Here is a 13,853-nt window from a genome sequence, read left to right as displayed (position 1 = left end):
TAAATAAGATTGTGACGAAACCCATCATTCTGTGACGAATACACTTGGCTCACTTAATACATTTGCTAATGCTGGTTTAAAAGTTTTGCTAACAGGAATGCTAAACCCTAGTTTCATCTGTAAAGTTGCATTTGCTTTATGAAGATTAAAATCTTCAATATGGGCTAAATTTACAAGGTAGCTGCGGTGCACTTGCTTAAATTCATTGCAAGGTAAGTGAGCTTGAATGTTTTTGATGGTATCTCTTTTTAAAAAGCATTCGGTTAATGTTTGTATTTCTACATAGTTACCGGCAGCTTTAATAAATAATATTGATTCTGGGGAGAGTCTCTTAATAACCCCTTTATGGTTTATTTCAATATATTCAGATAGACCTTTCTCAGGCTTGTCGTTCTTTGCTTTTGACAAGAGCGACATGCTGCATACTCGCCATAAAGCCAATACCAAACAACATGCGATTAAGTACTTTGGTAAAAGCTGAATGAATGAAGCCGCAATTGCATAGCCATAAAAAGAGTAATCAACAAAAATACGTAACATCACCAAAGAACAAATAGTCACTGCGCACATAATAACAAAAACAAATAAGTTACTATTAATCCTGGCTTTTAAATCAACAAAAGCCACCAGAACAATATTTAAAGTACATAAAGCCCCCCACTCTTTAAGCCAAAAAATTTGTGAGTCAATAAACTGATATTGGCCTCCCGCAATTAAATGACGCCAAAAAAAGCAATATGCATTAAATAGAATAAAAAAAGCCCCCCATAAAAAAGCGGCCTTTTGCCAAAGTGTTGTTAATTGCTGCCAGTATTTATATATGCTCATAGCCACTCCATTTGAGTCATAAAAGGTAGCAAAAATAGCCGCTTCCCTAAAAAGGCTTTTTCATTATATGTTAAAGCCAGTTGATTGATGCAAATGCTGACTGGTAAATTCGAACTCTGCCACTATAATTAGCTCGTGCTTATACTTAACTTGCAATATGTAGTGCTATGCCTTTAAAAGTATTATTAAATTTTAAATTAAACTGGGTACTTTTGTGTGCCAGTTTTTGGCTTTTTGCCCTGCCAATTCAGGCTAAATATGTGGTAGCTGTTGTGGGTAAAACCAAAAACGATAGCTTTTATCAGCAAGCCTTTAAAGGGTGTGAGCAATTTGCAAAACAGCATCTCGATTTTGAATGTATTTACGACGGCCCCAAAGACTTTCAAGATATTCGCACGCAAGTATTAGTGATCACCGACCTAGTTCGCAGAAACAACATTAGTGGTTTATTAATCGCAACCACAGATTCCAATTACCTTGTTGAAAGAGCATTAAAAAAGCTTAAAGATAACAACATTCCTGTGATCACTTTTGACTCTGATCTGCTTGAGGAAGATCAGCAGTACCGTTTAGCCTATGTGGGTACCAATAATTTTGACTATGGTGTGGCCTTAGGTAACGAATTAAAAAAATTCACCAACAAAGAAAATAACCAAGTTTGTATTCAATCAGGGCACTCAACAACACCTAATTTAAACAAGCGCATTGAAGGTGTTCGCTATGCGTTATCTGGGCAAAAAGATAAACGTTTAAGCGGTGAAAATGGCTGGAGTGAGTTTGATCGATGCCCTTTATATAGCTTAGGCAAGCGAGAAGTCTCCCTCGGTCAACTCGACAAACTGCTTAACCTTGAAAATCCACCACTATTTTTAGCGGTAGCGGGTTTTGCTCAATTTAACTCTAACTATGCAAACGTGATTGCTAAACATAAACAACGCATTGCCAATCAAGAGGTGGTGATCGTTTCTGCTGATACTGAGCAAATGCAATTAGAAGTATTACAGCAAGGATTATCATCGGCCAATATTGGTCAAAACCCATTTGAAATGGGCCGACTTTCTGCAGAATTAATGTATCAATACCTCACTAAAGGTGAACGACCAGCTAAGTCTCACTATTATTTAGACTTTCATTATTGTCAGCAAAATAATGCAGGTACTTGCACCGTTAATCACTAAAACTTTGATCTCACTAAAGTGCAATTAACTCGATAAGCGCTAGACTTACCACAACTTGATTAATTGTAAGGATGTAGCCATGACACACCTAGTTAGTGATTTGATGACGCCAGACCCATTCGCCATAAGTGCGCAAAATACCCTGCATGATGCTCATAATCTAATGAAAGAGAAGAATGTCCGTCATATTCCAGTGATCAATGAGCACGGTGGCTTAGTTGGCATGTTAACGCAAAAAATCATGATTGCTCAGGTAATGAATATCATGGCTAATTACAGCGCCAGCGCCCTTGAACGCAAAGAAAAGCAAACTAAAGTAGTTGATATTATGGCTACCGATTTTACCAGTATCTCGCCAGAGCAACCGCTTCACGAAGTTGCTAAGTTTTTTGTTGAAAACCGTCATGGCTGCATGCCTGTGGTTGATAAAGATAATAACCTAGTGGGCATTCTAACTTCATCTGACTTTGTTCGTTTAGCGGCTGCATTACTTTCTTAAGTCGTAACTTTGTATCTGCACACTGAATTTTTTACAGAAGGTGTGCAGAGTTTTCATACTCATACCTCACCACAACCTCCCCACCTCAAAACAAAATTAAATTAAACATTTAAATTCATAAGGTTAAGGAAAAATCCATTTTAGGCACAACGCTTGCTTCTATATAACTACACACGCTTTTTAATTTAAAAGCGAAAGGAAATTTATAGATAATCTCGGAGGAGTAATGAGTAATTCATCATCAAAAATCGCAGAATTTACAGCACCTGGTGTTAAAGACCAAGCTGCAGCTGACACGATTGCTATTCTAGACCAGCGCATGGTCGCTTTAATCGATTTACACCTCACTTTAAAACACATTCATTGGAATGTTGTTGGTCCTAATTTTATTGGTGTACACGAAATGTTAGACCCGCAAGTAAGCGCAGTGCAAGAGATGACTGACACGATTGCAGAGCGTATTGCAACTATGGGCGGCGTACCTGTTGGCACACCACAATCAATTGTAGAACGCCGTACTTGGCAAGATTATTCAATTGGTAAAGGCTTAGTTACTGACCACCTAACAGCGCTTGATAAAGTGTATAACGGTGTTAATAAAGACCACCGTGCAGCTATCGATAAGCTTGGTGAGCTAGACCCAGTTTCTGAAGATATGATCACCGGCCAACTGGCTGACTTAGAACAATTCCAATGGTTTGTTCGTGCACATATCGAATCGTCTACCGGCGAATTGAAAGGTTAAACCCCCTAGGTCTATCCGAAGACCCCTTGCCCAGCATTTGCTGGGCTTTTTTATGCTTTGTTACAACCAACCTTTATGTTTAAAGAACAAGTAAGGTGCAAAGCCAGACAGCAACATAATGCCAATTGCAAACGGGTAACCCCATGCCCATTGCAGTTCAGGCATGCTGTTAAAATTCATCCCATAGATACTGGCGACAACGGTCGGCGGTAAAAACACCACTGAGGCAATAGAGAAGGTTTTTATAATTTGGTTTTGTTCGATGTTAATAAAACCCTGAGTCGAGTCCATTAAAAAATTCACCTTATCAAACAAAAATGTACAGTGAGACATAAGGGTATCAATATCGAGTACAATTTCACGTAGTGATTCGCGGTCTTCTGTCGGCGCTCCTAGGTGGCGCAGTAAAAACGAGATATTCCGGCGCGTATCCATCAAACATAAACGCACTTTACCGTTATTATCTTCAAGGCGCGAAATTCGACTAACAGCTTCTTCTAAGTCTGAGTCATCCTCTTCAAGTACATAGGCACTGAGTTTTTCTAACTGGTGATGCATGTCTTCAAGCATATCAGCGTGGTTTTCGACTTTTTGGTCAAATAAAGTCACCAAAAGTTGCTTTGGATTATCACACGCTACCTGCCCTTTCCGAGCACGCAATCGTAAAAGACGAAAATCGGCTAGTTCATCATCGCGGATTGTCAGCAAGCAGTTGTCTTGTAGTAAACAAGCCACGGTTACCGTATTAAAGCGCCCTTCATTTGGTGACATGAAAAGCGCATGCACATGCAAGCCTTCATGGTCGATAAAACAACGGGAAGAGGCCTCGATTTCTTCAACATCATCAGCACCGGGTAAGGTGATATTAAGCGTGCTTGCCAGCGCTTGCCGTTCTTCTTCGGTCGGATTTATGGTATCAATCCAGTGGGCATTTTTAATAGAAGTAACAAGCGGTGTATCAACAGCTGGCTCAGTTTCTGTGATCACACCTTGGTCTATAGAAAAAAATCGTAACATGCGCCCTACCCTGAATAATCAATGTAAAGCAAATACTATAGCTGTTCACGTTAATGAACAATGACAATGCTACTAATTACAGGGTAAAGCAGAAAAATAATTTAAACCTAACATCAATTGCTTATTTCGCTTTTTTGAAACGCACCAAAAGCACACCTATCAAGATAATGCCAAGGCCTATTAAGCAAGGTACAAAAGCACTTTGCAAGGCAACATCAAACGCTAAAAAGTCGGGGTAACCGGTTTGCCAAAGCGTCCATTCATAACCGAGCTTTGATGCAATATGTTCACCGCCGCTACTAAGTACGATGATTGCATCATTGTTATCTGGGTTGATGCGAAGTGTGCTATTTATTGCTGGCTCATTCGCGCCATCATGGCCAAACACAAAATCTCCCGATGCTGTTGGTGCATAAAGCATGGTACCTAGCCCCCAAATTGGTGCGCCTAAGCTAATTGCCAAAGGCGCTCGCATGGTACTGATCATTTGCGGGCTTAACTGCCCTGTTTGAGGTGATGTTAATGCTTGCACTAAAGCGATTAAGTCATGGCTACTTGCCAGTAAGCCTGTTGCCGCTGCCGATGCGTATTGAAAATGCCCCGCAGCTTGCCCGCTTTTATCATAAGCAGGTGCGATGTTATCTAACTCAGTGAGTACATCGTAACTAGCATCAGTCATATTGACTGGCTTAAAGACGTTATCAGCCATCCAAGTTGCAAAGCGTTGATTCGTTTTTTCTTCTACCAGCAGCTCCAGCATCAAATAGCCGCCCCCAGAATACTGAAAATCGCCCACAGGCTTGGTGACTTTAATTTCCCGCACACCCGTTGATGATAGCGGCTTGTTTAGCGACGCAAGCAAGCTTGGTACGGTTTCATTTAGCTCAATATCAGCAAAGCCTAAACCATCACCAAGCCCCGCAGTATGAGACAACAGATGAGCAAGGCTAACAGTTTGATTACCAAACTCTGAATCAGGTAACTGCCAGCCCGTCAGTTGCTCATTAATCGCGTGATCTAAACGAATTTGTTGTTGCTCTGCCAGAGTCATCACGCCATAGGCGGTAATAAATTTACTGAGTGACGCCACTGGGAACAGAGTATTTGCGGTTATTTCATCTTTGCTTTTTGAGTAATCTTGAAAAACCACTTGGCCATTTTCAATCAAAACATAAGCAATGTTTGCGTGATTGTTGGCAATCAGTACCTGACTATTAGCAATAAATTGCTCAGTATTGCCCGTTTCGGCAATGGGTTTTAAAAACCAACCACTGACACCACCATATACACAGGTAGCAGCCCAAACAAATGACAAAAATAGCGTTAACAGAATCGTTTTAAACCAGCTCATACCCTATTCCTTGTGTTACAAAGCGCTGTTAAATCACTTCGATTTGCTCAGGTTTTTTGATAAAGAACACCATTAAAATTAATAATGCTGCTGGGAATAAAAACACATTCAAGTAAGCAAAAATCACCGTTAGCTGTAAGATGCACATTAGCAACAATAGGATAGAAAACACCGTTAGCAACGATGACATTCCATGGCGCTTTGTTAGTAATAACGCGGCTGTGATCAAACCTACTAAGGCATACAAGCCTAAACTCCCAGCCGAGACCACCATGGCAATAATTGAAATACTTTCTACTACATCATTCGATGCTTTATCACCAGCTACGGCAAGATAAACATCACATAACACAGTGGCATGAAAAGCTAATACCAACACCGCCAACACACATAACAGTATGCGTACACCTTCAACATCAAACATATCTTTTAGTGCCTTGCGTAAACTCAGGTACACGTAAATTTCAAGTGCACCGATGAGCACGAACACAAGGTCTGAAAAATTTAAGCTTTGTAAATCAAGCTTAAGCGCCTCTCCTAAGCCATCGAGTGTTTCGCCAAATACTGAAATCCAGTACATGGGAAAAATGACAGCGAGTAATCCTGCTGCTATGCCGGGTAGTAAATAGTCACGGTTGAGCATATGCCCTCCAAAATCCTGTTGCGTTGAAAGTTATTCGCTATCGCGTTCGTACACCAAAATATCGCCGGGTTGGCAATTAAGCTCTTCACAAATAGCTTCAAGGGTACTAAAGCGGATCGCTTTCACTTTTCCGTTTTTTAGTAATGATAAATTGGTCATAGAAATATCAATTCGCTGAGATAGCTCTTTCAGCTGCATTTTGTTCTTTGCCAATTCTATATCTAGGTTGATTCGTATTTTCATAGTCTAAAAAGTACACAGCGGATTTATGATTGTCAAACTTTATTTTACGATTATCATAAAACAAAGAATGATAAACATAATAACTCAGTAAGTAATTAAACCCATATTTTGACCATTTCAGGCATAAAAAAAGCCAGTAAATACTGGCTTTTCGCTCTATTTATAAGTTAGACATTGGCTTGGTAAGCAGGGATAGCTATCGCCGCTACAATACCCAATAAAAATATGCCACCAATGATCAACACGCCCCAAAATGACCATTGTTTTTGTACTCGTTGAAAATGCTCAACGCTATCCCAACGTTTATTTTGCCATGCCATTTCTCGGCCTTTAAAACCCAGATAAATCGACACAATAAAACCAACATAAGGCACTAAGGCCAATAAGCCAATCCAAGTGCTGTTGCCAATTGCCCAAATCCAACTTAGCAAGAAAGCGCCCCAACTAAAGCCTTTAATGCCCTCGGGTAAATCGTCTACCTTCCCCTGCCCTGAGTTATTTTCAGATGCCATCTGAAGGCTTGCTTCAGGTGGTGTGTAATTATCTGCCATGAGTTTTTCCTTATTATTAATTAAACAGAAACCCTAACTTATAGTACTGGGTGTATTTTAAGCAAGCTAAAGATAAGTACCTAAAGCAGATAATTGTTAGCTGATGTGTTTTGTAACATTTATCTCGTTTCCTTTTCATTTTAAATCACCTAGTCTGGGCACATAACTGCAAGGAGAGAACAATGAAAGACTTACAAAAGTTAGTGGGTAATTTAAATAAATCAGGTGCGCTGAGTGGTTTTTTAGGAGGCGTTGCTGGCGGCGGACTAACGAGCTTAATGGGCGGAAAAAGTAAAAAGAGCAGTAAAAAAGCCGTAAAATATGGTGCGCTTGCTGCTGTCGGTGGCCTTGCTTGGAAAGCCTATAAACAATACTCAGAACAAAAAGCGGCTCCAGTTCAGCAAACTAGTTCTCGTGGTTTTGATTTTACCCCAGCCACGCTGCCCGAGCAGTCATTTAATGATGTCATCGACGATAATCACAGTGATGGGCAATTATTACTGATGCGCGCTATGATTGCAGCCGCCTATGCAGATGGCCACATTGATGAAACAGAAAGACAAAAAATCTTCGCACAAGTAGAAACAATGCAATTGTCTGTGCAAGAAAAGGCCATGCTGTTTGATGAGCTAAGAAAACCAATGCAACTATCAGAGTTAGTTGCCGCTGTGCCTAACGCACAAATGGGCATTGAAGTATATGCAGCTAGTGCCAGCGCAATTGATTTAAAACAAGCAATCTCTAAACACTACTTAGACACGCTCGCTAACCAATTATGCATTCCTAGTGAACTGGTAATGAGCATTCACAGAGAGCTTGCCGAACACCAATAAAAATGGGGCGTCTTCGCCCCACTTTAACTCGTAACCAGTAATGATTAATGCGGTTTTTTAGTGCCGTAACGTACCATATCTTTACCGTTTTCATACACTTCAGTTGTCACGTAACGGCCAAGTAAAAGTTGATGTTTATCATCAAGTACCGCAATAAATGGGCGGCCATCACTATTATTGGTTGCAAGAGCAACACCTGTTACATTCTCAAGCCCTAAACCGCCAGTTTCAACTAGGCGTAAAAATGTTTCTAACTCGTCTAAGGTTTCAATTACATCGTTATCGTTAATCATCTCAAATACTCAGTGATTGCTAATGGGCGTAGCATAGCAGGATTAAAAACAGGGTGCGAATAACAGCCCTTAAAGTAGCTTACTTTTGGACTAAAAATTGACACAACGCTATTCAATTGATGATACTTTCGCTATCGATAGAGGCAGTGAAGTTTAATGAGTAACCATTTAACGCTCGAATTAATGACCCCAAAGGGCAATCTTGCCGATAGCATACAAGCTATTTGGTATGCCACAGCGCACTCTCAAGGAGAGCAATGGCTTGCCTGCGATGGTGCCACAGGGCTTGTGTTTCCTGTTGCTGGTGAAGTTTTACTTGATGACAAGCCGCTTGCTGCCCCTTATGCAGTGCAAGAAACATCGACTCAAGCATCTAAAGTCACATTTTCACACGATGCACAGTTTTGTGGTATTCGTTTTAACCCAACGGTATTGTCTGAACTAAAGCGAAATGCTCACCCACTCCTTGCAGAACAGTCCCTATGTGAAATTGCCGACCATCTGCAAAATAAAGCCAGCTTAGCCGCGTTTGTTGCACTTATTAGCCGCCACTTTACTGATAATAAAAACATTAACCACAGTAACAGACACTCAAAGCACCTAATCCGTAACCTTATTGAGTTCACACCACTCGAGACTGCTTACCAACTAGCCCCACTCAGTCAACGCCAGCTCGAAAGGCAAGTTAAGGATCAATGCGGCGTTACCCCTAAGTATTTTGAGCGTATCTACCGAGTAAAACTTGCTAAACAAGCAATTAAAGATAACCCTGAAATGAGTTTTGCAGACATTGCACTTGAATGTGGCTTTACCGATCAGCCTCATTTAATTAAAGAATTCAAAGCAATAATGCACATCACCCCAGCAAAATACCGCAAGCTATTAAAAGACTCTCAAACTAAACAAACAAAGCTTATTTTTCGTTAGTCATCCTCAAAACGCAGAATATCACCAGGCTGACAGCCTAAGTGCTTACAAATTGCATCTAAGGTCGTAAAGCGCACAGCTTTAGCTCGTCCAGCTCTAAGAACTGATAAGTTTTGTGGCGTAATACCTATCGCTTCAGCTAATTCTGCAGACTTCATTTTTCGCTTAGCTAACACTACATCTAAATCAATAATAATCGCCATTAAATCACTAACTCTTGCTCTTTTTGTAGCTGCTGCGCTTGACCCATGATCCAACCAATAACATAAATAATTAATCCCATCACTAAGCCTATAATGTCAGTATCTTGTATAGCCACGACCCTTCCGATATCTGATCCTGTTGCCAAGTTAAGAAGAGTTATAAGTAGTGACGGGTAGCACATAACTAGTGCAAATTGCGCCAATAATACGCCACCTAACCATTTAAAACATTGTATATTTTCAATAGCGAAGAAGGATCCACGTCGGTAAAGCAAAAATAACCGAATCAAAATTATGTTGATCAGAATAAACGGTAGCAATTGCACAAGACCAAGCCATAAAACACTATCAAAACCATGCTCATTTAATGTTTGTGCTACTCCTTGCCAAGAGCCGCTGACTTCAAGACCAATCCACATATGCGCACCATTACTTTGTGTAAAACTTAAAACATTACTGTCACTGAAAAGCACAATAATGCTTGTTACTAACAAGCTAATAAGCGTAAAAATTAGCAGGCTTAGGATAAACGAACTCATCCAAACAATTTTTTTCATGACGATTTACTCAGTGTTATTTGTTTTAGAAGTTGCTCATAATGAGTCGCTAACTGCTTACCTGTTAACGCATTAGAATGGTGCTTCCCTTTTGCAATGTAAATCTGCTTTTGCTGAGATTTTGCATATTGATATAGTGATTTAGCTAACTCAGGTGGAGTTTGAGTGTCTTTTTCACCGGTAATTATTAATAGCGGTGCTTGATAAACTTGTAACGCTTTTAAATTATCGACTTGTTTAATCTCTTCACTAAACTCAACACTAACAAACGGTTTAGCAAACCACGGAATTCGTGCTGCTGTCATCTGTTCAACATTTGTCACACTCCCTTCGAGTACCAGAGCATCAACGTTACGCTGACTGGCAAGATAACCGGCAATCATACTTCCTAAAGAATGACCATGGATCACCACAGGCAAAGTATTTAGGTCTGATCTGCCTTTTACATAATCAAATACCTGTAATGCATCAGCTTGCAGATTAGCTACGCTAGGTACTCCAGAACTAAGCCCATAACCACGATGATCCATCATTAAAATATTAACTTGAAAAGGTAAAAGTAGCTTTGCCGGTTCCCCACCTGCGGCACTAACGCGAAACTGGTTACCACCGAAGTAAATTACCGTAGCACGAGCATCTGCAACTTTAATAAGGGTACCCTTAAGTCTAGTACCCTCATCGGTAGTTAAAGTTACCTCCTGCGTTTTGGCGGTGGCATTAACACTTTGTATATCCTGCATCGTTATTTTTTTATCCGGATATAAAAAGTGAGACTCCTCAACTTTAATTGTCGTACAACCAGTTAATAACAGCACAATCAGCGAAACCACCGCAATAGAACCAAATTTCATTTTCACGATCCTTCTAGTAAAAAAACTACTATGGCACTAGATAAGTTAAAAAACAAACTAAAATTATCGAAAAACGATAATTAATTATTTAATATCGAACATTAAAAGCCCTTCCTTTGAGAAATAACTTTGATCAAAAGCGCTATCTCCGTTAATTCATTATTTTTCAAATTCTGTGTTGAGCGATTTTATTTGCGCTTGGCATTTATCCATAGGATAGTTAACGCAAGCCTACTAAACGTGCTGTAACTAAATAGGATAATCATGAAAAAAGTTTTACTTGCCACCAGCTTAATTGCCACGTCATTTACTGCATTTGCAGCCAATTTAACCGTTGAAGAACTGCGTATTGAAAAAGCCAGCAAAGCCATGCCAAAGGTGTTAAATGCTTTTTCTGATGAAGTAAACCAATTTGAAAAACAGTGGCAAGCTGCCGCTAGTTATCAGCAAGCAAGTGACCTTATTGATGATTACGCCAAACAATTATGGCGCGATGCCAAAACACGTATAATTAAAACCAACAGCTTCGACGACCGAGAGCTGTATTGGGCTCGTTTACTTTCAAGCAAAATTATTCGTACCAGCAAACCCCAGTTTGCAATGACCGACAGCGAACAAACCGCGTTATTAACAATGCTCGAAAATGGCAGCCGTGGCCGCACCGACCTTGATTACAGTAAAAAAACCGACAAACGCATTTTAATTACAGGTTTTGATCCGTTCCTTTTAGATAGAAATATTAATCAAAGTAACCCATCAGGTGTTGCGGCATTATTACTTGATGGCCAAGTGATTAATTACAATGGCATTAGCGCCGAGATCAATACGGTGATGGTGCCAGTACGCTACGAAGACTTTGACCAAGGTATTATCGAATCATTACTTGCGCCATATTATGCACTTAACAATGTCGATATGATTGCCACTATCAGTATGGGCAGCAAAGACTTTGATCTTGAACGCTTTCCGGGTAAACGCCGCAGTGTAACGGCGCCCGATAACGCCAATATTGTGTATGGCGGCACAGCAACAGCACCGAAAATTTCGAGCCTTAACGACCGCCCTCTTCCGGGCAATGAATTTGTAACGTTCAGCTTACCTGTTAAGCAGATGCAAAAAGCCAAAGGGCCATTCCCAATCAACGACAATCATAAAGTCGTTACGCTTGAAAAAGCATTTGAGCCAAAATCACTTAAAGAATTAGAAGGTGCGACTGCGGTAAAAGGCGGTGGCGGCGGCTACTTATCAAATGAAATTTCGTATCGTAGTATTCGCCTACGTGATGAGCTTAATTCAGACATCCCTACAGGGCATATTCACACCCCACGTATTCAACAATTTGAGCCAGAAACAGAAGCAAAAATTGTTAAGCAAATTAAAGCAATGCTTGAGCAGAGCTTGGTTGCAATATAAAGCGTTAAGCTCAGCTATAAAGCAATAGCTGAGCTTTTTCCAATTCACAATTGATACTTATTGTGGACCTGTTCCGCCATTCACTTTACTGCCCAAAGAACTTGGATCATCTAATCGATATGGGTAAAGTTGAATATCACCGAATACTGTTGCCCCTCTATCTCGATATTGATCAGTTGCAGAACTTCCAGTGTAAACATTTCCTGAGGCACTAAAATAACCAGAGCCTTGATTCCAGTGAGGTTTCGCTGAATTTTCAAAGTAATTATTTTCCACTAAAACCTCAGCGCCATTCCCCGCACTAATTGAAAAATAAGTAATGTTCTTCCAGTAATTATTAAACATATGCACACGAGAGTTATAGCCATCTACTTTAGGGTTTCGCCCTGCAGCTGTATCCCAAAAATTGTGATGCGCTGTTATTTGAGAGTTTCTGAATAAATGAGTATACCAATGCTGGTTAGCGCAAACTTGAGGGTTATATCCATAAAAACGATTCCAACTTAAAGTAACGTTTTGACTATTGTCTACATCAATATATCCATCACTGATTTTATTAAATGCCATGTGATCAACCCATACATGACTACTATCATCTATTGAAATAGCATCACCTGCTTCAACAAGCGCAGGGTTAATATCCTCAAGCATAATGTTCTTAATAATAATATTTCGCTGCTTGCTAATAACGAGGCTAGCACCAATTATTTTCGAGTTTTTACCTAACCCTTGCAGCGTTTTATTTGATTGCACAATGATACGTCTATCATTACGGGTAACATTCACGGTTGAGTTTGAGCTACTTCCCAACTCACTACAGCTTTGATTACCAACGGGAATTCTGTACCACGTCTTACCGTAATCTCCCCATTGACCACAATCAAGTGGACAAGCTGGTACCATTCTATTGGCGGTTCGACAATCAATCACGGTGTTATCTGGGACCTGAATAACCGCAGCAGAGCCAGAGCTCAATGCAGTACTTAAATCATCACAGCTATATACTGTGATGGCAGTGTTATTACCACCACCGGTCGTTGTGCTCAATCCATCTTGACCTACTTGAGATGCAAAGCCTATTAAGTCACTGGGAGTGGTTCCAGTAGTCCCACAGTCGCCATTTACTGGATTAATAAACCATCTTTGTGAACTGATCCCAGCATCATCATTTTGATAAACATTTGCAGTATTATTTGAGCCTGCAACTGTCAAAGATTTACCAGTTAACTTATTGACGATATTAAAGCCGCCCGATGAAGATGCTTTTAACAACCAACGTTGATTAGCCCCTTGCCAATCATCATAAGCAATTATATTTGCACCATTTGATTGCGATGAGTTCAACACATCAAGAACTTTATTGTTAAATTTAGAGCGTATAATCCAATAGCCATCTGCTTCTTGAATAAGCTGAAACTTTTGGTTATTTCCACCCCAGTATTCGTAGCTAATAATATTCGGGGCTGAGCTAGAATCACTGGTATTTACATCAAGTGCAAGGCCAGAGCCTCTATTAATAATGGAATATACAGTGCCAGATTCAGGCATAGCACTACACTGTTGTGCATGAACAGCACTCTGAGCAAAACACGCAACTGCTAGTAGGCATAATGCTAACAGTTTAGTTTGGTTTAAAATCTTCAAGACTATCTCCTTTATTATATTTGTAATATAAAATTACATTATTAAAGAGGTAGTTTAATTTATCCGTACCCAAAAAC

At 40.0% G+C, this 13,853-nt stretch carries 17 protein-coding genes; 6 read left to right on the top strand and 11 right to left on the bottom strand.

Annotated elements, in window-relative coordinates:
- Positions 1-24 precede the first annotated feature (24 nt).
- Positions 25-828 carry a LytTR family DNA-binding domain-containing protein gene (locus EXT43_RS10400; protein ID WP_130166904.1) on the bottom strand — a complete coding sequence of 268 codons (804 nt, stop codon included), beginning with the start codon at positions 826-828 and terminating at the stop codon, positions 25-27.
- A 167-nt stretch (positions 829-995) separates the two neighbouring features.
- On the opposite strand from EXT43_RS10400, the gene EXT43_RS10395 reads away from it, so the two are divergent.
- From EXT43_RS10395 to dps, 3 genes are all read left to right on the top strand, one after another.
- On the top strand, positions 996-2,006 hold the full coding sequence (locus tag EXT43_RS10395) for a substrate-binding domain-containing protein (protein WP_062565024.1): 1,011 nt from the start codon (positions 996-998) through the stop codon (positions 2,004-2,006).
- 79 nt (positions 2,007-2,085) lie between these two features.
- Entirely contained in the window at positions 2,086-2,505 is a 420-nt protein-coding gene (locus EXT43_RS10390; RefSeq protein WP_054551886.1) for a CBS domain-containing protein, read from the top strand.
- 226 nt (positions 2,506-2,731) lie between these two features.
- Positions 2,732-3,250, top strand: coding sequence for a DNA starvation/stationary phase protection protein Dps (dps, locus tag EXT43_RS10385; RefSeq protein WP_054551887.1), 519 nt, complete (start codon positions 2,732-2,734; stop codon positions 3,248-3,250).
- A gap of 60 nt (positions 3,251-3,310) precedes the next feature.
- Here the strand turns inward: dps and corA are convergent, their stop codons facing one another.
- The 5 genes from corA to EXT43_RS10360 all read right to left on the bottom strand — a co-directional run bounded on the left by corA (position 3,311) and on the right by EXT43_RS10360 (position 7,055).
- Positions 3,311-4,267, bottom strand: coding sequence for a magnesium/cobalt transporter CorA (gene corA / locus EXT43_RS10380; RefSeq protein WP_062565023.1), 957 nt, complete (start codon positions 4,265-4,267; stop codon positions 3,311-3,313).
- A 121-nt stretch (positions 4,268-4,388) separates the two neighbouring features.
- Entirely contained in the window at positions 4,389-5,618 is a 1,230-nt protein-coding gene (locus EXT43_RS10375) for a serine hydrolase domain-containing protein (protein WP_062565022.1), read from the bottom strand.
- Positions 5,619-5,646: 28 nt separating this feature from the next.
- Entirely contained in the window at positions 5,647-6,261 is a 615-nt protein-coding gene (locus tag EXT43_RS10370; RefSeq protein ID WP_062565021.1) for a hypothetical protein, read from the bottom strand.
- A 30-nt stretch (positions 6,262-6,291) separates the two neighbouring features.
- On the bottom strand, positions 6,292-6,504 hold the full coding sequence (locus tag EXT43_RS10365) for a helix-turn-helix transcriptional regulator (protein ID WP_054560716.1): 213 nt from the start codon (positions 6,502-6,504) through the stop codon (positions 6,292-6,294).
- Between the two features lie 167 nt (positions 6,505-6,671).
- Positions 6,672-7,055 carry a hypothetical protein gene (locus tag EXT43_RS10360; RefSeq protein WP_055021296.1) on the bottom strand — a complete coding sequence of 128 codons (384 nt, stop codon included), beginning with the start codon at positions 7,053-7,055 and terminating at the stop codon, positions 6,672-6,674.
- A gap of 182 nt (positions 7,056-7,237) precedes the next feature.
- Here EXT43_RS10360 and EXT43_RS10355 point away from each other — a divergent pair, with 182 nt between their 5' ends.
- Positions 7,238-7,888, top strand: coding sequence for a tellurite resistance TerB family protein (locus tag EXT43_RS10355; protein ID WP_063528802.1), 651 nt, complete (start codon positions 7,238-7,240; stop codon positions 7,886-7,888).
- 44 nt (positions 7,889-7,932) lie between these two features.
- On the opposite strand, the gene EXT43_RS10350 is transcribed toward EXT43_RS10355, so the two are convergent.
- Positions 7,933-8,181 carry a hypothetical protein gene (locus EXT43_RS10350; RefSeq protein ID WP_063528803.1) on the bottom strand — a complete coding sequence of 83 codons (249 nt, stop codon included), beginning with the start codon at positions 8,179-8,181 and terminating at the stop codon, positions 7,933-7,935.
- 156 nt (positions 8,182-8,337) lie between these two features.
- On the opposite strand from EXT43_RS10350, the gene EXT43_RS10345 reads away from it, so the two are divergent.
- Positions 8,338-9,108, top strand: coding sequence for an AraC family transcriptional regulator (locus tag EXT43_RS10345; RefSeq protein WP_063528804.1), 771 nt, complete (start codon positions 8,338-8,340; stop codon positions 9,106-9,108).
- On the opposite strand, the gene EXT43_RS10340 is transcribed toward EXT43_RS10345, so the two are convergent.
- The 3 genes from EXT43_RS10340 to EXT43_RS10330 are packed head-to-tail and all read right to left on the bottom strand — an operon-like array spanning position 9,105 to position 10,719.
- Entirely contained in the window at positions 9,105-9,311 is a 207-nt protein-coding gene (locus EXT43_RS10340; RefSeq protein WP_054560721.1) for a helix-turn-helix transcriptional regulator, read from the bottom strand. The genes EXT43_RS10345 and EXT43_RS10340 overlap by 4 nt on opposite strands.
- A complete protein-coding gene (locus tag EXT43_RS10335) occupies positions 9,311-9,868 on the bottom strand; it encodes a DUF2975 domain-containing protein (protein ID WP_130166903.1) in 558 nt (185 codons plus the stop codon). Before EXT43_RS10335 ends, EXT43_RS10340 begins: the two co-directional genes overlap by 1 nt.
- Positions 9,865-10,719: an alpha/beta fold hydrolase gene (locus tag EXT43_RS10330; protein ID WP_240701490.1), complete on the bottom strand. Its 855-nt coding sequence runs from the start codon at positions 10,717-10,719 to the stop codon at positions 9,865-9,867. Before EXT43_RS10330 ends, EXT43_RS10335 begins: the two co-directional genes overlap by 4 nt.
- Before the next feature lie 264 nt (positions 10,720-10,983).
- Here EXT43_RS10330 and EXT43_RS10325 point away from each other — a divergent pair, with 264 nt between their 5' ends.
- The gene (locus EXT43_RS10325; RefSeq protein ID WP_063528806.1) at positions 10,984-12,132 is read left to right on the top strand and encodes a hypothetical protein; all 1,149 of its coding nucleotides are present in this window, start codon (positions 10,984-10,986) and stop codon (positions 12,130-12,132) included.
- Positions 12,133-12,189: 57 nt separating this feature from the next.
- On the opposite strand, the gene EXT43_RS10320 is transcribed toward EXT43_RS10325, so the two are convergent.
- Positions 12,190-13,776: an RICIN domain-containing protein gene (locus tag EXT43_RS10320; protein ID WP_130166901.1), complete on the bottom strand. Its 1,587-nt coding sequence runs from the start codon at positions 13,774-13,776 to the stop codon at positions 12,190-12,192.
- Between the last annotated feature and the right edge of the window lie 77 nt (positions 13,777-13,853).

The organism is Pseudoalteromonas sp. CO109Y (genome assembly GCF_004208935.1).
In the GTDB taxonomy this organism is placed as follows: domain Bacteria; phylum Pseudomonadota; class Gammaproteobacteria; order Enterobacterales; family Alteromonadaceae; genus Pseudoalteromonas; species Pseudoalteromonas shioyasakiensis.
This window is presented reverse-complemented; position numbering and strand designations above follow the sequence as displayed.

Coding starts and splice junctions, on each gene's coding strand:
- EXT43_RS10400 (WP_130166904.1), bottom strand. CDS start 828: ATGAGCATATATAAATACTGGCAGCAATTAACAACACTTTGGCAAAAG.
- EXT43_RS10395 (WP_062565024.1), top strand. CDS start 996: ATGCCTTTAAAAGTATTATTAAATTTTAAATTAAACTGGGTACTTTTG.
- EXT43_RS10390 (WP_054551886.1), top strand. CDS start 2,086: ATGACACACCTAGTTAGTGATTTGATGACGCCAGACCCATTCGCCATA.
- dps (WP_054551887.1), top strand. CDS start 2,732: ATGAGTAATTCATCATCAAAAATCGCAGAATTTACAGCACCTGGTGTT.
- corA (WP_062565023.1), bottom strand. CDS start 4,267: ATGTTACGATTTTTTTCTATAGACCAAGGTGTGATCACAGAAACTGAG.
- EXT43_RS10375 (WP_062565022.1), bottom strand. CDS start 5,618: ATGAGCTGGTTTAAAACGATTCTGTTAACGCTATTTTTGTCATTTGTT.
- EXT43_RS10370 (WP_062565021.1), bottom strand. CDS start 6,261: ATGCTCAACCGTGACTATTTACTACCCGGCATAGCAGCAGGATTACTC.
- EXT43_RS10365 (WP_054560716.1), bottom strand. CDS start 6,504: ATGAAAATACGAATCAACCTAGATATAGAATTGGCAAAGAACAAAATG.
- EXT43_RS10360 (WP_055021296.1), bottom strand. CDS start 7,055: ATGGCAGATAATTACACACCACCTGAAGCAAGCCTTCAGATGGCATCT.
- EXT43_RS10355 (WP_063528802.1), top strand. CDS start 7,238: ATGAAAGACTTACAAAAGTTAGTGGGTAATTTAAATAAATCAGGTGCG.
- EXT43_RS10350 (WP_063528803.1), bottom strand. CDS start 8,181: ATGATTAACGATAACGATGTAATTGAAACCTTAGACGAGTTAGAAACA.
- EXT43_RS10345 (WP_063528804.1), top strand. CDS start 8,338: ATGAGTAACCATTTAACGCTCGAATTAATGACCCCAAAGGGCAATCTT.
- EXT43_RS10340 (WP_054560721.1), bottom strand. CDS start 9,311: ATGGCGATTATTATTGATTTAGATGTAGTGTTAGCTAAGCGAAAAATG.
- EXT43_RS10335 (WP_130166903.1), bottom strand. CDS start 9,868: ATGAAAAAAATTGTTTGGATGAGTTCGTTTATCCTAAGCCTGCTAATT.
- EXT43_RS10330 (WP_240701490.1), bottom strand. CDS start 10,719: ATGAAATTTGGTTCTATTGCGGTGGTTTCGCTGATTGTGCTGTTATTA.
- EXT43_RS10325 (WP_063528806.1), top strand. CDS start 10,984: ATGAAAAAAGTTTTACTTGCCACCAGCTTAATTGCCACGTCATTTACT.